This window comes from Streptomyces sp. SX-6 (genome assembly GCF_059089585.1).
This window is the reverse complement of sequence record NZ_JBTHHU010000043.1, coordinates 14,904-33,477: the sequence shown is the minus strand read 5'-3', so window position 1 is coordinate 33,477 and position 18,574 is coordinate 14,904. Positions and strand designations below refer to the sequence as shown.

At 72.8% G+C, this 18,574-nt stretch carries 12 protein-coding genes; 3 read left to right on the top strand and 9 right to left on the bottom strand.

From position 1 onward, the window contains the following. Positions 1–13 precede the first annotated feature (13 nt). The gene (locus ACV530_RS32900; RefSeq protein WP_494336377.1) at positions 14–1,645 is read left to right on the top strand and encodes a glycosyltransferase family 2 protein; all 1,632 of its coding nucleotides are present in this window, start codon (positions 14–16) and stop codon (positions 1,643–1,645) included. An 8-nt stretch (positions 1,646–1,653) separates the two neighbouring features. On the opposite strand, the gene ACV530_RS32895 is transcribed toward ACV530_RS32900, so the two are convergent. From ACV530_RS32895 to manB, 6 genes are all read right to left on the bottom strand, one after another. Continuing rightward, positions 1,654–2,823: a glycosyltransferase gene (locus ACV530_RS32895; RefSeq protein WP_494336353.1), complete on the bottom strand. Its 1,170-nt coding sequence runs from the start codon at positions 2,821–2,823 to the stop codon at positions 1,654–1,656. Beyond that, on the bottom strand, positions 2,820–5,594 hold the full coding sequence (locus ACV530_RS32890) for a bifunctional glycosyltransferase/CDP-glycerol:glycerophosphate glycerophosphotransferase (protein ID WP_494336352.1): 2,775 nt from the start codon (positions 5,592–5,594) through the stop codon (positions 2,820–2,822). Before ACV530_RS32890 ends, ACV530_RS32895 begins: the two co-directional genes overlap by 4 nt. A gap of 99 nt (positions 5,595–5,693) precedes the next feature. After that, positions 5,694–6,908 (bottom strand): glycosyltransferase family 87 protein, encoded by a 1,215-nt coding sequence (locus ACV530_RS32885; RefSeq protein WP_494336351.1) that lies wholly within the window; start codon positions 6,906–6,908, stop codon positions 5,694–5,696. Continuing rightward, on the bottom strand, positions 6,905–8,308 hold the full coding sequence (locus tag ACV530_RS32880; RefSeq protein ID WP_494336376.1) for a hypothetical protein: 1,404 nt from the start codon (positions 8,306–8,308) through the stop codon (positions 6,905–6,907). Before ACV530_RS32880 ends, ACV530_RS32885 begins: the two co-directional genes overlap by 4 nt. Before the next feature lie 92 nt (positions 8,309–8,400). After that, complete coding sequence (locus ACV530_RS32875; RefSeq protein ID WP_494336350.1) at positions 8,401–9,210, bottom strand: polyprenol monophosphomannose synthase; 810 nt, start codon at positions 9,208–9,210, stop codon at positions 8,401–8,403. Between the two features lie 45 nt (positions 9,211–9,255). After that, positions 9,256–10,335 carry a mannose-1-phosphate guanylyltransferase gene (manB, locus tag ACV530_RS32870; protein WP_494336349.1) on the bottom strand — a complete coding sequence of 360 codons (1,080 nt, stop codon included), beginning with the start codon at positions 10,333–10,335 and terminating at the stop codon, positions 9,256–9,258. A gap of 118 nt (positions 10,336–10,453) precedes the next feature. On the opposite strand from manB, the gene ACV530_RS32865 reads away from it, so the two are divergent. Then, entirely contained in the window at positions 10,454–11,020 is a 567-nt protein-coding gene (locus tag ACV530_RS32865; RefSeq protein ID WP_494336348.1) for a GtrA family protein, read from the top strand. 184 nt (positions 11,021–11,204) lie between these two features. Here ACV530_RS32865 and ACV530_RS32860 read toward each other — a convergent pair whose 3' ends face one another. From ACV530_RS32860 to ACV530_RS32850, 3 genes are all read right to left on the bottom strand, one after another. After that, positions 11,205–16,196, bottom strand: coding sequence for an NAD-glutamate dehydrogenase (locus ACV530_RS32860; protein WP_494336347.1), 4,992 nt, complete (start codon positions 16,194–16,196; stop codon positions 11,205–11,207). A 405-nt stretch (positions 16,197–16,601) separates the two neighbouring features. Then, entirely contained in the window at positions 16,602–17,291 is a 690-nt protein-coding gene (locus ACV530_RS32855; RefSeq protein ID WP_494336346.1) for an HAD family hydrolase, read from the bottom strand. 38 nt (positions 17,292–17,329) lie between these two features. Next, a complete protein-coding gene (locus ACV530_RS32850) occupies positions 17,330–17,833 on the bottom strand; it encodes a DUF6912 family protein (RefSeq protein ID WP_494336345.1) in 504 nt (167 codons plus the stop codon). 248 nt (positions 17,834–18,081) lie between these two features. On the opposite strand from ACV530_RS32850, the gene ACV530_RS32845 reads away from it, so the two are divergent. Beyond that, positions 18,082–18,570, top strand: coding sequence for an Rv3235 family protein (locus ACV530_RS32845; protein WP_494336344.1), 489 nt, complete (start codon positions 18,082–18,084; stop codon positions 18,568–18,570). Positions 18,571–18,574: the final 4 nt, after the last annotated feature.

The window sequence follows — 18,574 nt, the reverse complement described above, 5'->3', positions numbered from 1 at the left end:
GTATTTCGTGACAGTGAACGTGAGCGGAACCCCCGGTCTGGTCAGCGTGATCGTCATCGGTTTCGACGACGCCGCGCACATCGGCGACGCGGTGCACTCGGCCCTGGCCCAGGGCCCCGCGGTCGCCGAGGTCATCGCCGTGAACGATGCCTCCACCGACGCCACGGGCGCGGTCCTCGACCAACTGGCCGCCCACCACGCCCGCTTGCGCGTGATCCACCGGACCGTCAACAGCGGAGGGTGCGGCACCCCGCGCAACGACGGGGTACGGGCGGCCACGGCACCCTATGTGATGTTCCTCGACAGCGACGACGTGCTCCCTGCCGGCGCCGTGACCGCGCTCCTGGACGCCGCCCTGCGGCACGGCACTCCCGTCACAGCGGGCCTGTGCGTACGCCGCGAACTCCCGGGGCGGCGCGACACGCACTGGCAGCCCGGTCTTTATCGCGCGCCCGCGCTGCACCACTCCCCCGCCGCCCACCCGGCCCTGCTGCACGACACGCTCTGCGTCAACAAGCTCTATGCGCGCGGTTTTCTCGTGGAGCACGGCGTCACCTTCCCCGAAGGCCCGTTCGCCTACGAGGACTTCGTCTTCGGAGCACGGCTCCTCGCGGCGGCGCCGCGCGTCGCGACCATCCCCGACACCGTCTACATCTGGCACGTCCGCCGCGCCACGGCCAGGCCCTCCATCTCGCTCGACCGCGGCACGATCGCCAACTGGCAGGCGCGGGTGCGCGCCCACGAACACGGCGTGGAGATCTATCGCGACGCGGGCAACGAGTCGCTGGCCCACGCCGCACGGGTCAAGTTCCTCGACCACGACCTGCGGATGTACGTACGGGAGCTGCCGGTGCGCAGCGCCGCCTACCGGTACACGTGGTGGCAGGCCACCCGCAACTGCCTGTCGGCCTACGGCGAGGCCGAGCTGGCCGCGGCCCGCGCCCCGGCCCGCTGGATCGCCCGGGTCGTGCTGGCCTCCGGGGCACCGCGCGACCTGGACCGGCTCGCCCAGCTCGCCGCCCGCCCCGCGCGGCTGCTGCCGCCCTACGCACGGCACGGCGACCGGCCGGTCTGGGCGGACGGCCTGCCGGCCGTCGCGCTCGACGGCCTCGTCGGGCCCGGTGCCAAGCCGGTGCGGCGGCTGCCGGTGACGGTGGACGCGTCGGTGCGCATGCGCCCGGTGGCCCGCAGCGCCGAACTCCACCTGCGCGTCCACGAGTTGTACGGCCGTCTCGCCGCTGCCGGGCCGGACGGCATCGACGTCGAGCTGCGGCTGCGCGGCGGGGACCCCGTGGTGGAGCTCAGCGCCCCGCTGGTCGGCGAAGGGTCCGGCTGGACGGCGCGGCTGCCGCTTCGGCTCGGCGCGCTCGCCGCGCGGGGGCGGCGGGACGGTGTGCCGCAGGTGTGGGACGTGCGGGTGCGGCTGCGGTGCCGGCGGGGCGGCTGCCTGCGGACCGCCGCGCGGGGCCTCGGCGGGGTGCGGCGCTCGGCCGTGCCGAGCCTGCGGCACGGCGTGGTGCTGGTGCAGACCCGAGCCGTGGCGGGCGGCTCGCTCGCGCTGCGGGTGGCGCCGGGGGTGCGGTGCGCGGTGGGTGTGGCGCTCCGCCGGGTGCGGCGCCGCCTGGAGGCGCGTGCCGCCGGCTGATGCACGGCTCATCGGTCGATCTCCTCGAACAGGGCCTCCCAGCGGTCCAGCACGGCGGGCAGCGCCAGGGGGGCGACGTGGTCGCGGGCGGCGCGCCCGTAGCGCTCGCGCAGGCCCTCGTCCTCCACCAGCTCGCGCAGCGCCGCCGCGAAGGCCGCCCTGTCCCCGGGTGGCACCAGCGTGCCCGTACGGCCGTGGTCGACCAGCTCGCGCACCCCGCCCGACAGGTCGAAGCCCACGCACGGCACCCCGGCGGCCGATGCCTCGGCGAGGGCCATGGGGCGCCCCTCGCGCTCGCTGGTCAGGGCGAGGACGGACAACTCCCGGTAGGCGGCGGCCATGTCGCGCACGCTGCCCCGGAAACGGACCCGCCCGCCCACGCCGAGCCGCACGGCGCGCTCGCGCAGCTCCGACTCCAGCGGACCGTCGCCGAAGAAGTGCAGCTCCCACTCGGGGCGCTCCGCGCACACCTCGGCGAAGGCGTCGACCAGCAGGTCGAGGCGCTTGACCGGGTCCAGCCGCCCGACGGCTCCCAGGCGCCGGCTGTCCAGCGGGGCCGGTGCGCCCGGGGCGAAGGGCAGCGGGTTGGGCAGCACCGTCGCGTTGGGCAGCCGTCTGCGGCGGAACTCCGCGGCGTCCGCCTCGCTGAGGAAGACGGCCTTCTCCAGCTCGGGGTAATGCCGCAGGATCAGCCGGAGGTTGTCGGTGTCGCAGGCCTGGAGGTAGGACTCGTGGTACTGCCCGATCGCCTTGAGGTGCGGCCGGTGCACCGGTGCCAGCCAGTCGACCGCCCACGGCGAACCGGCGATGACGTAGCCGTGCGGCACCGCCGCGAACCGCCGGGCGAGCCCCGCCCGGGCCCTGTCCCGCTCCCGCCGCTCGGCCCGTACGGCGTACAGGTGTGCCGGGCTCAGCCGCTCGCGCAGGGTGCAGGCGTCCCGGCCGGGCGGCGCGAACGAGCGGTGGAGCGTGGTGTGCCGGTAGGCCGGGCGGGCCAGGTAGGTGTGCGGTTCGGGGCTGGGCCGGATGCCGATCAGCTCGACGCGGTGGCCGCGCTCCGCGAACCCCTGGGCGAGGGTGTGCAGCACGCGCTGGGATCCGCCCATCGAGTCGACGTCGACGCCGACGAGGAACAGATGACGCCGGTTCGAACGGTCCGGACGGCTCGGGCGGTTCACCGGGCACCTCCCGCGCCGCCGGCGGTCCGTCCTTCGAAGAACAGGTCGACCACGGCCTTGCTCGCCCGCCCGGTCTCCAGCGGGTTGAAGCGCGCCTGGAACCGCTCGTACTCCCCGGCCCAGCGCTCGCGCACCGCGTCCAGGTCCCGCAGCACGGCGGCCAGTTCGGCCGTGCCGGACAGCACCGGGCCCGGGGCGATGTCGGCCAGGTCGTAGTACGTGCCGCGCACCGCGGTGCGGTAGTGCTCGTAGTCGTCGGCGTAGAGCAGGATGGGCCGGCCCAGGTTGGCGTAGTCGAACATCACGGACGAGTAGTCGGTGAGCAGTGCGTCGGAGGCGAGCAGCAGGTCGTTGGGGTCGGCGAACTCCCGTCCGTCGCGCACCGCGTGGCCCAGTTCGCGCTCCACGGTGAAGTGCTCGTAGGGGTGCGGGCGGACCACGACGGCCCATTCCCCGCCCGTGCGGCGCACGAGCTCCGCCAGGTCGACCCGGATCGACTCGCCGCTGCCGCGCGCCCCGTCCCGGAAGGTCGGCGCGTAGAGCAGGACCTTGCGCCCGTCCGGGATCTGCAGCCGCTCGCGGGTGGCGGCCGCGCGCTCGCGCTGCTCGGGCTCGTTCCAGCGGACGAGCACGTCGTTGCGGGGCAGCCCGGTGCGCAGCAGCTCGCCGGTGTACTCGTTGGCCCGCACGAAGGTGTGCTCGAACTCCGGGCTGGGGGCGATGAGGGCGTCCCAGCGGGCGACCATGGCCCGGTGTCTGCGGCGCCGACCGGGGCCGGCCAGTCTCAGCTCGGGCACGTCGAAGCCCATGTGCTTGAAGGCCTGGCCGTGCCAGGTCTGGAGGTAGCGGGTGCCCGGGCGTTTGGTGAAGGGCATCGGGAAGCCGTGCGAGTCCACCCAGTAGCGCGCGCGGGCCACCGTCAGCGCGTACTCCCAGCTGCCGCGCCGGACGAGCGGAACGCCCGCGGGATAGCCGGCGCGGCTGCCGGTATAGGACCACACGGCGCGCAACGGCAGTCCGCGCCGCAGGAGTTCCTCGTGGATGTAGCGCGGGCTGTCGGCGTATCCGCGGCCCTCGAGCGCCTCGAAGACGACGAGGTCGTCGTCGATCGGGAGTCTCTGCAGCTCGTGGCAGAGCATGGCCTTGGCGCGCAGGCCGGTGACGCGCCGGGTCAGCCGCTGGACGCGATGGCGCACAGGCCTCAGATACGGTGCCACGGTCTCGGCACGGCCGAGGACACCGGCGCGCTCCCAGCCGAACTCGAGCCGCCCGGCGCCCTGCCCCTCGCAACCGACGCTCACCACATGCCCGTTGAACCGCGCCTGCAGCGCCGGCCGGCCGGCGGGGGCCAGGACGGGGTCGCTGCGGGTGAGGCCCTGCCGCCGGAGGACGACGACGGGGTGCCGGCGGCCCCGGAAGCCCTTGAGGCCGAGCGGGGCGCGGCCCAGGTCGAGCGTGAACTCGGCGGTCCGCACCTCCGCCTCCCGGGCCGCCGGGAGGTAGCGGAAGGGCACGGTGAGCGGGGTCCCCGCGAGGGTCAGGCGCAGCTCGGCCGTGACGGCCGCGGGCCCGCCCATCAGGCGTCCCGGGTCGTGGGTGTGCAGGGTGATCCGCAGGAGCGATCCGTGCGTGGTGATCCCTGCCGCCTCGTGGCGCAGCGGGCAGGTCGCGAAGGGCTGTGCGTCCAACTGCCAGTCGGTGATGTCGAGTTCGGCTGCCTCCCGGTCGCCGGCGGGCCGGGTCGCCCCCCAGTAGGTGCGGCCGGCGTCGCGCACGACGTGGCGCGGTGCGAGCAGGGGCCGGTCCAGCGTACGGGCGCACTCGGCGGCCTCGGCGAGTCTGCCCGTACGCAGCAGGTACTGGCAGATCCGCTGTTCGCGCGGGACGGCACCGAAGGCCTCGGGGGTGAGGGTGTCGAGGTAGGGCGTGACGACGGCGGCGAACCGCTCGGCCCACTCCCGGTCGCGGAAGGGCAGGTCGCCGAGGTGGAGGCGGAGGTCGTGGCCCAGGAATGCCTTGTCCTTGGCGGGTCTGAGATCGCCGTTGCCGCTCTCCTCCAGGAAGGCGTCGGTCAGCCGGGCCACGGCGACGCGGTCGGTCACGTTGCGGATGAGGTGTCTGCTCGAGGTGATGGACGGGGCCTTCGGGCCGGCGGCCAGCCGCCAGGTGTAGACGGGCCAGGGGACGATCGCGAACCGCCGGGCCAGGGTGTAGGCCTGAGCGCTGAAGAGCTGGTCCTCGTAGTGCACGCCCTCGGCGAAGCGCAGGTCGTGCCGGGAGAGGAACTCGGCGCTGTAGAGCTTGTTGGTGGAGAGGTGGTCGAGGAAGTACTCGGGTGCGCCGCGGATGCCGTCCAGGACACGGGTGTCCGCGAACAACTCCGGATACCAGAGGCCCGTGCTTCCGGTCCGCTCGAAGAGGCGCGTGACCGCGCCCGCGACGACATCGGCTCCCGTCCGCTCGGCGGTGAGCAGCAGTGACTTGCAGGCGTGGTACGGCAGTTCGTCGTCGCTGTCGAGGAACATGACATGGCCGGCCCGGGCCGCGGCGATCCCGGCGTTGCGCGGAGCGCCGCAGCCGCCGCTGTTGGCCGGAAGTCTCAGGCAGCGCACCCGGGGGTCGGACTCGGCCAGGGCGCGGGCGATGGCGAAGGTCTCGTCGGTCGAGCAGTCGTCGACGATGACGACCTCGAGGCGGCGCAGCGACTGCGCGAGGACGGACCGCACGGCGCGCGGCAGGCGCACCGCGTCGTTGTAGACGATCACGACCACGCTGACATCGGGAATGGCGGAAGGGGCGGCAGAAGAGGTGGCAGAAGTAGCGGCGGAAGGAGTGGCGGAAGCCGGGCAGGGCTGGTCGGCGGTCACAAGTCACCTCGCTCCAGAAGGATTCCGGGAGTCGGAATCACTACTCAGAGAGTAGATGCCACCACTGACAGTGACCGTCCGGGCGGCGCGTGGCCGGGTCCGCCAGGCGGCCAGGGCCAGGACCGCCGCCAGCCCGGCGTACATGACGATGTCCTTGAAGGCGTGCCGCCGCGCGCTTCCCAGCCCCGGCCACGGCACTCCCGCCAACTGCGGCACCAGAGGCATCCAGAACCACACCGAGCGCACGGCCGCCCCGCGCACCACGACCGACGCCACGAGCGAGGGCAGCACCACCAGCGTGTAGTGCAGGAACGACGGGCGGGACGTCATGAACGCCGTGAGCATCAGCAGGGACGCGCACTCCACGAGCCGCAGCCCCTCCTCGCCCCCGCACCGCCAGCGCAGCCACGCGAAGCCGAGCCCCGCCAGCACCAGGACCCCCGCGGCCCCGAAGGCCACCGCCTTCGGCGCGCCCAGCCTGAGCAGGACGGCGGGCCACGAGGCGTCGTACGGCTGCGCGTACGCGTCCTGCCCGTGCAGCAGGAAGGGCAGCGTCTTGGTGAGGAACAGCCCCGGCCGGGGCAGGGCCAGCGCGGACAGCGCGGACACCACGACGGGAACGGCCACGGCGTGGGCCAGCGCCCGCCACCGCCGGGCGAGGACGAACAGCAGCAGCACCGGCACGAGCATGGGCTTCAGCGCCAGCGCAGCACCCACGACCATCCCCGCCGCGTCCCAGCGCCCGCGCCGCGCCAGCAGCAGGGCGGCGGGGAAGGCGACCAAGGAGGCCACCGTCCAGTTGCCGAGATGCATGATGCTGTGGAACGGCAGCGAGAGCCCGGCCCCGGCGGTCATGGCCGCGGCGAGACGGCTGTCGGCCCGTACCCGGAAGATACGCAGGGCGGTCAGCACGCCCGCGAGCACGAACAGGGCGGTGACCGCGGGCACCGCGTAGAACAACACCCGCTCGCCGAGCGGCGCCTGGGGCAGGGCCGCGAACACCGCGCCCGGCGGATAGAGGAATCGCTTGTCCGCGTACGGCGAGCCGTCGTCGAGCAGGGTGCGGGCGGCGCGTACGACGACCGCGTTGTCGATGCCCGTACGGTCGTCCCCCAGCACCCGTCCCGCGCTCAGCAGGAACAGCAGGAGCGCGGCGGCGGACACCGGCCGCGAGGTCCGTCCGCGCAGCCAGCGCGCGAAGCCGTCCGGTTCCGTCATCGGGCGGTCACCTCCAGCAGCGCGAGCCCCCCGGGGCCGCAAGCTGCGTACCGCACGGCGGGGTCGCCCTGCGGAAGACCCGGCCCGCCGTCTCTCTGCAGCACCCAGCGCACGCCGTACTCCCTGAGAATGCCGAGCCGTTCGGCCCGGGTGGCGGCCGGCGCGTAGTAGCGGCGGGTCGCCTCCCGGCGCCGCCGCTCGTCGCGCAGGAACACATCGGGGTAGGCGGGGGCGACGGTGTACGCGCCGTAGGCGGGCAGCATCCGCAGCGCGTGGTAGTCGTCCGTCAGGACCGTCGCACCGGCCGGCACCCGCCCGGCAGCCCAGTCGAACGGCGGCCACAGGGCGACCGTCGGGACGTGCCGCCGCACGGCGCGCGCGGCGCGCGCCGGCAGCGCGTACGCCAGCACGCCCGCCTGCGTCCAGGCGCCCGCCAGCAGTGCCACCGCTGTCACGGCGCACAGCGCACGGCGGCCGGCGGCCGCCGTCTCGACGGCGAGCGCCAGTTGGGCGGGGACGAGCACCGCGGGCAGGATCCGCCCCCAGGACCAGTGCCCGCTCCACCCTCCCGCGGCGAAGACCACCAGGCCCAGGGCGAAGAAGAGCGCCAGCGGATCGCGGCGGTCGCGCCGCCAGCGTGCCCCCAGGGCCACGACGCCCAGGGCCACGAGGCAGAACTTGGCCGCGAGATGCCCGTAGAGCGGCCGGTGGATCGCCTCCAGCCCGTCCACGCCCAGCAGGGAGAAGTACGGGTAGTACGGCCAGCACAGCAGCACCGCGACGGCCAGCGCGCCCGCGGCGCCCGCCCGCACCCAGACCGCGCGCGAAGGCCAAGGCCGCGCCCCCAGCAGCAGAGCCGCCGAGCCCAACACGGCCACAGCACCCGTGAATTGGTGGCACAGCAGCACCGCGGCGAGCAGCAGCCCCAGCCCGAGGAAGGCCGGCCGGCCCCAACTGCCGCACAGCGCACGGCGCAGCAGGGCCCACAGATGAAAGCTCAGCCCAAAGGCGAACGCGCTCGGGTAGGCCAGCGTGAGGGCGAGCGAGGTGAGCCCCGGCACCCCGCTCCAGGCGAACAGCCGCACCCCGTACAGGAACAGCAGGCACAGCAGCGCGAGCGGCACCGCCGCGCGCCGGGTGGTCAGGGTGCGGACGAAGGCACGCACCCCGGTGAGCAGCAGGACCAGATCGACGAGCGCGGCCAGCCGGAGCACGGAGAAGGTGCTCCAGCCGGTCGCCGAGGACAGCAGCGCCAGCAGGACCGTCCACGGCGAGTAGTACGGACTGGGCGTGTCCGCGTCCACGAGGGGGTTGCCCGGGTGGAACAGGTCCGTGCGCAGCCGTTCCAGGACGGCGGCGTGCATCCCCAGGTCCCCCGCCCACGGCAGCCGCACCGCCATGAGCAGCAGCAGCGCCGCCGTCAGCAGGGCGGCACCGGCGACCGCCCGGTACGGGACGTCCGCACCGGTCGCACGGAGTGCGGCGCGCGTGATCAGCGGGCGCGCCTGCCGCTCGTACGGCCGGACTTGGAGCGCAGCCGCCACGGCATCGCGACCGATTCGAGCTGCACCGCCAGGTTCATCTTCGACTCGCCGACCGTGCGGTCCTCGAAGTGGATCGGCACCTCCACGATCGTGAACCCGGCGCGCAGTGCCCGGTACTTCGTCTCGACCTGGAAGCTGTAGCCCGCGCTGTCGACGGTGTCGAGGTCGATGGCGCGCAGTGCGGGCGCGCTCCACAGGTTGAAGCCGCCGGTGATGTCGCGCAGCCGGGTGCCGAGGATGGTGCCGGCGTAGGTGTTGGCCCAGCGGGACAGCAGTCTGCGGTGCGCGCGCCAGGCGGCGGAGAGGGTGCCGCCCGGCACGTACCGGCTGCCGACGACGACGTCCGCCCCGGTGGACAGGGCGACGCCGAGCAGTTCGGAGATCTTGTCGGCCGGGTGGCTGCCGTCGGCGTCCATCTGCAGCACGTACGCGGCGCCGTCGGCGACGGCCCGGGCCATGCCCGCGGCGTAGGCGCGGCCGAGGCCCTCCTTGGCGGTGCGGTGCAGGACGCTCACGCGCGGGCGGCCGGGCTCCTCGTACTTGGCGGCCAGTTGCTCGGCGACCTTGCCGGTGCCGTCGGGGCTGTTGTCGTCCACGACCAGCAGCCGCAGCCCTTCCAGCGGCAGGGCCATGAGCGCCTCCGCCATCATGGGGAGGTTCTCCGCCTCGTTGTACGTGGGCATGACCACGGTCAGCGCGGTACGGCCCCACTCGGCGGGCAGCGGGGTGACGGCTGCGGAAGTGTGCGGAAGGCTCATGGGCTGTCCTGTCGTAGGCGGCGGTGGCGTGGGTTCATACGGCTGTCAGACGGCGGAGAAGCGGATGGCGGCATCGGGGATGGCGGTGCCGCACCAGACGCGCGCCCCTTCGCGCAGTTCATTGTCCGCACCGACCCTGGCGTGATCACCGATGACCGCACCGTCGAGCACGGTGCGGGGCCCCACTCGGGCACCGCTGCCGACCATGGACGCCCGTACCCGGGCGCCCGCCTCGACGCAGGCCCCGTCCAGCACGACGGACCCCGCGATCTCGGCCCCCGCCGCGATGTGCGCTCCGGCGCCGACGACCGTGCCGCCGCTCAGCCGGGCGCCGGGGTCGACGCGGGCGCCGGGGAGCACCAGGTGCTCGCCCGGCTCGCCGGGGACGGCCGGGGAGCGCACGATGCCGCGCACGAGGTCGGCGGAGGCCTGGACGAAGGAGGCCGGGCGGCCGAGGTCCAGCCAGTACGAGGCGTCGACCACGCCGTGCAGCACCGCGTCGGCGGCGAGCAGCCCGGGGAAGGTCTCGCGCTCCACGGAGACCGGCCGGCCGGCCGGGATGCTGTCGATGACCTCGCGCCGGAAGACGTAGCAGCCGGCGTTGATCTGGTCGGTGACGATCTGGTCCGGGTGCCGGGGCTTCTCGGTGAAGGCGAGCACGCGCCCGGCGGGGTCGGTGGGGACCAGGCCGAAGGCCCGGGGGTCCGCGACCCGGGTCAGGTGCAGGGTGACGTCGGCCTGCGCCCGCTCGTGACGGCGGAGCAGGGCCCCGATGTCGAGGCCGGTGAGGATGTCGCCGTTGAAGACCAGCACCGGATCGCCCGGCCGGGAGGTCAGCGCCGGGGCCGCCCCCCGGATCGCCCCTCCGGTGCCGAGGGGCTCGTCCTCGGTGACGTAGGTCAGCCGTACGCCGTGGGCGGACCCGTCGCCGAAGTACGGCTCGAAGACCTCGGCCAGGTAGGAGGTGGCCAGCACGATGTGCTCCACGCCGGCGGCCACGGCGCGGGCCAGCTGGTGGGCGAGGAACGGCACTCCGGCGGCCGGGACCATGGGCTTGGGGGTGTTGAGGGTGAGCGGCTGGAGCCGCGTTCCCTTGCCGCCGACGAGCAGTACCGCCTCTGTCATGCCACTGTCCTCGCGCGTTGTTGTCACACCGTCGCACTGCGTCAGTTTTCGAGGCAAATTACACTACAATCGGCTGTCTGCGTGCAATGTCCGCAATGCGTGGCGACCGTATCGGGAGATGCCTTTGCGACCGGGACCGGTGAAGACGACAGGGACGTCCCCGTCCCGCACCGCGAGGCTGCTGACCCTGAGCCAGGAGTTCGCGAAGTTCGGCACGGTCGGCGTCCTGGGCATCTTCGTCAACCTCGGGATCTTCAACCTGTGCCGGGGCATCACCGGCCTGCCGGTGGTCCGGTGCAGCGTGGCCGCGACCGGAGCCGCGATCGCCTTCAACTACCTCGGGCTGCGCTACTTCACCTATCCGGACCGCGACCGCAGCCACCGCAGCAGGGAGCTCGCCCTGTTCGCGGCGTTCAGCTGCATCGGGCTGGTCATCGAGAACGGCATCCTCTACGCCGCCACCTACGGCTTCGGCTGGGACGCCCCGTTCCAGAGCAACCTCTTCAAGTTCGCGGGCATCGGCACGGCCACCCTGTTCCGCTTCTGGTCCTACCGTGCCTGGGTGTTCAGGGCGCTGCCCGGCCACGGTCCGCGGCGCGGCTCCCCTCACGGCGTGCCCATCCTCGAAAGCAGCATCCAGCCCGAGGGCACAGCCCGACCCGAGATCACCGCACCTCCACCGTAGAAACCCGGACACCAGCGCAGCAGGCGCGGGCGGCCGGGCCGCGAACGCCGGCCGAACCGGCAGGAACGGCGGCATGACGGCGTCATGAAAGGCGTCATGCCGCCGTCAGAGAAACGCCGCGGGGGCGGCCTCGGGAAACGTTTCCCGAGGCCGCCCCCGCGTCACTGGCTCCGTGCCGTGCGGATCAGGTGTGCGTACGCAGCAGCGTGCGCATCGTCCTCATGGCCACCGACAGGTTGGCCAGGTCGAAGGAGTCCGAACCGCGGATCTCGTCCAGCGTCGTGCGCGCACGGGTCAGGATCGCGGCGTTCTTCTCCTCCCAGGCCGTGAAGCGCTGCTCCGGCGTCGAGGAGCCGTTGCCCACCGACAGGATGTCGCCGGTGAGGGCCGCGTGGCACGCGTACAGGTCCTCGCGGATCGAGGCGCGGGCCATCGACTGCCAGCGGTCGGAGCGCGGCAGCTCGACGATGCGGTCCATCAGCTGGGTGATGTGCAGCCGGTCCCCGAGGTCGTAGTAGACCTCGGCCACGAACAGCGGCTCCTTGCCCGCGCGGTCCGCGATGGCGACGACGTCCAGCGCGGGGAACACGGCGGAGAAGCCCGCGACCCGCACCGCCAGCTCACCCGGCACACCGGCCTCGACCAGCTCGTCGTTGATCGACTGCCACCACTCGATGTCCGCGCCACGCAGCAGCTTGGGCAGCTCGGCCCAGACCGTGGCCACGCCTTCGCGGAAGAAGTCGATGGTCTCCGCCAGCTGGAGCGGCTGCGGCCGGTTGTTGAGCAGCCAGCGCGTGCCGCGCTCGACCAGGCGCCGCGAGTGCAGCCGGATGCGCGTCTGGACGTCCGCCGCGACGGTGTTGTCCAGCTCCTCGACCGCGTCCCACACCGCGTTCAGGCCGAAGATCTCACGGGCCGCGGTCTGCGCCCGGACGATCTCCTCCAGCGAGGCGCCGGTCTCCTCCCGCAGACGGTGCAGGAAGGTCGAACCGCCGGAGTTGACCGTGTCGTTGACGAGGACGGTCGTGACGATCTCGCGCCGCAGAGCGTGGCTGTCGATCTGCTCGCCGAACGACTGGCGCAGCGCCTGCGGGAAGTAGGCGTACAGCAGCCGCTGGAGGTACGGGTCGTCGGGGAGCCCGGTGGCGAGCAGCTCCTCGGAGGTGGTGATCTTGATGTAGGCGAGCAGGACGGCCAGTTCCGGCTGGGAAAGGCCGCGCCCGGCGGAGAGCCGCTCGCGGATCTGCCGGTCGGTGGGCAGGAACTCCAGGGCGCGGTCCAGGTGCCCCTCACGGCCGAGCCGGCGCATGATCCGCTGGTGGGCGTGGAGCAGGCTGGGCGCCTGGGCGACGGCGTTGGCCAGGGCGACGTTCTGCGCGTAGTTGTTGCGCAGCACCAGCTCGCCGACCTCGTCCGTCATCTCGGCGAGCAGCTTGTTGCGCTGCTTGACGGTCATGTCGCCGTCCATGACGAGCCCGTTGAGCAGGATCTTGATGTTCACCTCGTGGTCGGAGGTGTCCACGCCGGCGCTGTTGTCGATGGCGTCGGTGTTGATCCGGCCGCCGCTGCGGGCGAACTCGATGCGGCCGAGCTGGGTCAGGCCCAGGTTGCCGCCCTCGCCGACGACCTTGACGCGCAGGTCCTGCCCGTCGACGCGGATCGCGTCGTTGGCCTTGTCGCCGACGTCGCCGTGCGACTCGGTGGACGCCTTGACGTACGTGCCGATGCCGCCGTTCCACAGCAGGTCGACCGGGGCCCGGAGGATGGCCTTCATCAGCTCGGCGGGCGTCATCTTGGTGATGCCCGGCTCGATGCCGAGGGCCGTGCGCACCTGGGCGTTGACCGGGATCGACTTGGCGGTCCGGGGGTGGACGCCGCCGCCCTGGGAGAGCAGGGAGGTGTCGTAGTCGGCCCAGGACGAGCGGGGCAGCTCGAACAGGCGCCTGCGCTCGGCGTAGGAGGTGGCGGCGTCCGGGTTCGGGTCGAGGAAGATGTGCCGGTGGTCGAAGGCGGCGACCAGGCGGATGTGCTCGGAGAGCAGCATGCCGTTGCCGAACACGTCACCGGACATGTCGCCGACGCCGACGACCGTGAAGTCCTCGGTCTGGGTGTTGTGGCCCAGCTCGCGGAAGTGGCGCTTGACCGACTCCCAGGCGCCGCGGGCGGTGATGCCCATGCCCTTGTGGTCGTAACCGGCCGAACCGCCGGAGGCGAAGGCGTCGCCCAGCCAGAAGCCGTACGACTCCGCGACCTCGTTGGCGATGTCCGAGAACGTCGCGGTGCCCTTGTCGGCGGCGACGACGAGGTAGGTGTCGTCCCCGTCGTGGCGCACGACGTCCTTCGGCGGCACGATCTCGCCGCCGGACATGTTGTCGGTGATGTCGAGCAGACCGGAGATGAACGTCCGGTACGAGGCGATGCCCTCGGCCAGCCAGGCGTCACGGTCCACCGACGGGTCCGGCAGCCGCTTGCCGACGAAGCCGCCCTTGGCGCCGACCGGCACGATGACGGTGTTCTTCACCATCTGCGCCTTGACGAGGCCCAGGATCTCGGTGCGGAAGTCCTCGCGGCGGTCGGACCAGCGCAGACCGCCTCGGGCGACCTTGCCGAAGCGCAGGTGCACACCCTCGACACGCGGGGAGTAGACCCAGATCTCGAACGCGGGCCGGGGGGCGGGCAGATCGGGGATCGCCTGCGGGTCGAGCTTGATGGACAGGTACGCGTGCGGCTTGCCGTCCGCGTTCTTCTGGAAGTGATTCGTACGCAGCGTGGCCTTGATGACCGTCAGGAACGCCCGCAGGATGCGGTCCTCGTCCAGGCTCGCGACCTGGTCGAGGGCGCCGTCCAGCTCCTCCAGCAGCCCGTCGGTCAGCTCGGTGCCCGCGCGCTGGAGCGTCGGGGACATCCGGGCCTCGAAGAGGCTGACCAGCAGCCGGGTGATGTGGACGTTGCTGCTGAGCGTGTCCTCCATGTACGACTGGCTGAACGGCGAACCGGCCTGGCGCAGGTACTTGGCGTACGCCCGCAGCACCATCGCCTGCCGCCAGTCGAGACCGGCGCGCAGCACGAGGTTGTTGAAGTTGTCGTTCTCCGCGGCACCGGTCCACACGGCGGCGAAGGTGTCCTGGAAACGGACGCGGGCGTCGTCGCCCTCGACGTGCTCGGGCAGGCGCAGGCCGAAGTCGTAGATCCACGCGGCCGCCCGGTCCGAGCAGCGCAGCTCGTACGGGCGCTCGTCGACGACCTCGACGCCGAGGCGCTGGAGGACGGGCAGCACGGTGGACAGCGAGACCGGCTCACCGGTGCGGTAGATCTTGAAACGGCGCTCGCCGGGGCCCGCGCCGACCGGCTCGTAGAGGCTGAGCTCGAAGTCGCGGTCGCCGCCGGCCGTCGTGAGCTTCTCGAGGTGGCCGAGGTCGGAGACGGCACTGCGCGGGCTGTGGTCGGCCTTGTAGCCCTCCGGGAACGCCTGGCCGTAGCTGCGCAGCAGTTCGGCGGCGCGCTCCTCGCCGACCTCGGCGGTCAGCGTCTCGGCGAAGCCGTCGGCCCAGGAGCGGGCGGCCTCCACCAGGCGGGTCTCGATGCGCTCCATGTCGGCGTCGGTGAGGTCCGGCAGCGTGGAGCCGGGCTCGACGCGGACGACGAAGTGCAGCCGGGAGAGGACGGACTCGGTGTTCCAGGCCGTGAAGTCGACGCTGGTGCCGTTGAGTTCTTCCTTGAGGATGTCGATCAGGCGCAGCCGGACGGCGGTCGTGTAGCGGTCGCGCGGCAGGTAGACGAGGGCGGAGAAGTAGCGCCCGTACTCGTCACGGCGCAGGTACAGCCGCAGGCGGCGGCGCTCCTGGAGGTACAGGACGCTGGTGGTGATGGCCCGCAGCTGGTCGGCGGGGATCTGGAACAGCTCGTCGCGCGGGTAGGTCTCCAGGATCTGGAGCAGGTCGCGGCCGTCGTGGCTGTCCGGGGTGAACCCGGCGTCGGACAGGACCTGGGCGACCTTGCGGCGGATCACCGGGACGCGGCGCACCGACTCGGTGTACGCGGCCGAGGAGAACAGGCCCAGGAAGCGGCGCTCGCCCGTGACATTGCCGTCGGCGTCGAACTTCTTCACCCCGATGTAGTCGAGGTACGAGGGGCGGTGCACGGTGGCGCGGCTGTTGGCCTTGGTGAGGACGAGCTGCCGGTGCTCGCGGGCCTTGGCACGGGCGTCGGCGGGAAGCCTGCTGAACGACGGCGAGGTGGGCCGGGGCAGCGGGGCGTGGTGCCCGCCGTGGTGGCCGTCGGGGGTGTGGGCGGGGTCGGAGCGCAGGATGCCGAGGCCGGTGCCGGGGACGGCGGTGAGGACGTCCTCCTCGTCGCCGTCGGCGGCGACCTTCGTCAGCTCGTACTCGCGGTAGCCGAGGAAGGTGAAGTGGTCGGCGGCCAGCCAGCGCAGGAGCTCACGGGCCTCGTCGATCTCCGTGGCGGGCAGATCGGCGGGGGCCGGCTCGGAACCGAGCCCGTCGGCGATGCGCAGGGCGGAGTCGCGCATCTTCGACCAGTCCTCGACGGCCTCGCGGGCGTCGGACAGGACGCGCAGCAGGTCGGCGGTGATCTGCTTGAGGTCCTCGCGGTCGGTCTCGCGGTCGATCTCGACGTGGATCCAGGACTCGACGAGCGCGTCGTGCGGCAGGGGGGTGTCCTTGCCCGTGCCGTGGGCGTCGCAGTTGGAGCCGAGGACCTCGAGCAACCGGCCGGTGACATCACGGCGGACGATCATCTGCGGGTGGATGACGACGTGGATGCCGCGGTTCTGGCGGGAGAGCTCGTTGGTGACCGAGTCGACCAGGAACGGCATGTCGTCGGTGACGACCTCGACCACGGTGTGGGTGCACGTCCAGCCGTTCTCCTCGACGGATGGCGTGTACACGCGCACGTTCGCGGTGCCCTGCGGACGGTTCTCGGCGAGCCGGTAGTGCGAGAGCCCGGCGCCGAAGACGTCGACCGGGTCACGGCCGGTGAGGTCCTCGGGGGCGGTGTGCAGGTAGTAACGCTGGAGGTAGGCGGCCAGGGTCTCCTGGTCGAGCCCGCCCTCACCCTTGGGCCCGGCCGGCGGTTGCCCCCCGGCGGATCCGATCTCAGCAACGCGTGCTGCCCGATCGAGCAGCTCGGCCTTGGCTTCGTCCAGCTTGGTCTGCATGTCCTCTGGCTCCTGTCACGCGCCGTTGCGAGACATAGGTGGTGAAGGCATCACGCCGCGACCCGGGTTGCCCGGTCGTCTCGACGGTATGCCGGGGGGAGGGGTGACCGGGTTCTTCTCCGCACTCTCCGCCGAACGCGCCGATTGCGCCGGAGGAGTGGGCCACGCCCGGTTCCGGGGACCAGCGGCTTCCCGGGCGCTGTGGCGCCGCGGGTACAGGACAGGAGCGTCGTCGCCCCTGCTGGGTATCGCGCTGATCACCTCGTAAGGCTATCGCTCTTCCCGGGGAGAACGTCACGAGCCGTTTGTGCACAAATCCCGGGCCCGTACTTTGACGATCCGGACAGATATCTGCGTGTCGCCCGCCGTCACACCGCATTCAGCCCACTCTCCCCGTGCCCCTCGTCACACCACCGGCCGGCCCGCGAGCCGGTCCGCCTCGGCAACCGCCTCGACGAGGCTGTCCACCACGGGTACCCCCGCGGCCTCGAGACTCGCCCGGCTGTGTGAACCCCCCGTGTAGAGCACCGCTCCCGCCCCGACGTGTGCCGCGGCGACCGCGTCGTCCACGGCGTCCCCGATCACGACGACCCGCTCCGGCGTCACGCCCCCGAGCGCGGCGAGGTGCCTGGCCATCTGCTCGGCCTTGCCGGTGTGGCTCGGGCCGGTGCGCCCGTCGACCCGGACGAAGTGCTGCTCGATCCCGTATCTGCGCAGGAGCGGTATCAGGCGGTCGTGCGGCGCCAGCGAGCACAGCGACTGTGTGCCGCCGGCGGCACACCGGGCCGCGAGCAGCTGCTCGGCGCCCTCTGCCAGCCCGGCGCCCTCGGCCGCGGCCCAGTAGTGGCGGTGGAACGCCTCGTCCATGACCTCCCACTCGGCGTCGGTGGGCAGCCGCCCGATCAGACGCTCGTAGAACCGCGGGACGGGCACGCAGTACAGCTCCCGGTACCGCTCGAGCGTGATGGGCTCCAGGCCGACCTCGGCGAACGAGGCGTTCGTCGCGGCCATCACCGCGTCGATGTCGTGCAGGAGCGTGCCGTTCCAGTCCCAGACGATGTGCGTCCCGTGCGGGTGCGTCTCGTGCAGCGTCATGCGAAGACCGTACCGGCCGCCACTGACAGCGCCCGGGGTCAGATCAGGTTCGGGATCTCCTGCACCCCGAACCACATCAGATCGTGGTCCTCGGCGCCGTCCACGGTGAACTGGGCGTCGTCGTCGCCGTGGTCGGCCGCGCCCAGCGCGGACGCCGCCGCGGCGACGTCGGACTCGGCGTCGCCGGAGTCCACATGCACGGCCGCCGCCTTCGCCAGCGGCACGGGGCGGGCCAGCCGCACCACGCCGAGACCGGACTGGTCGAGACCCGCGTCCGGGTCGACGGAGGCCGCCCCGTCGGGCACGTCGACCGCGACGACCACGCGGCGGCGCGGCGCCGCCGGATCGGTCGCGAGCATGCGCAGCGAGCCCTGGGCGGCACGGCTGAGGGCCGCGTACTCCAGCTCCTCGATGTCGTCCGACACGTACCACTCGCGCAGCGCGGGGGTGACGGCGTAGGCATCCAGCGGGGCCGGGCCCAGTTCGCCCGCCTTGTGCGCCTCGGCGAGACCGGGAAGGGTCAGGGGGACGTAGACGCGCATGACCGCCGCTTTCCTGAGGACGTACGACTTGTCCTGCCAGCATACGGGGCGAGTCCCCCTTCGAAGTGCCGGGGACCGGCCGTGCGGCACGCCCTCCGCGGCCCGCTCCCGACGCCCGGAGCAGCGGCGTTCGGCTCCTCGTCGCCCTGATAGGTGAACTCCGCCGGACCCGGCCGCAAGGCCCCGGCGCCCTTGTCGCACGGGAAAGCGCACCGCTAGAAGATCCCCACCGAAGGGGGCGATCACCGATGCACAGGACCACAGGAACGACCAGGCCAGGCGGCCACCGGACGGCACCGCCAGGGCGTACGGACTCACGGCGCACGGACTCACGGCGGCCGGGCGACGACCCGGCGGCGGGGCACCGGCTGCGGGCGCGCATCCCGCGCTACTGGTTCGCCGACCGGCTGCTGCTCACCCTCAGCGGGCAGCGCCCGGTGCACACGCTGCTCGGGCACACGCTGCCGCCTGCCTATGACCGGCTCACCACCCTGGCGCCCGGGGCGCCGCTGCGTCCCGTACCGCCGCACCGGACCGTCCCGGTCGTCCGGCGCTGCGACGAGTTCCAGCCGCGGCCCGGGGTGATCGAGGCGTACGCCCGGATCACCTCCGGCGACCGGCTCCATGCGCTGGCCTTCCGCCTCGAGCAGTGCGCGGACCGGCGCTGGCGGTGCGCCGCGGTCGAACTGGGCGGGGTCGAGCCGGGCGGGGTCCGTCCGGACGGGGTCCGTGCCTGAAACG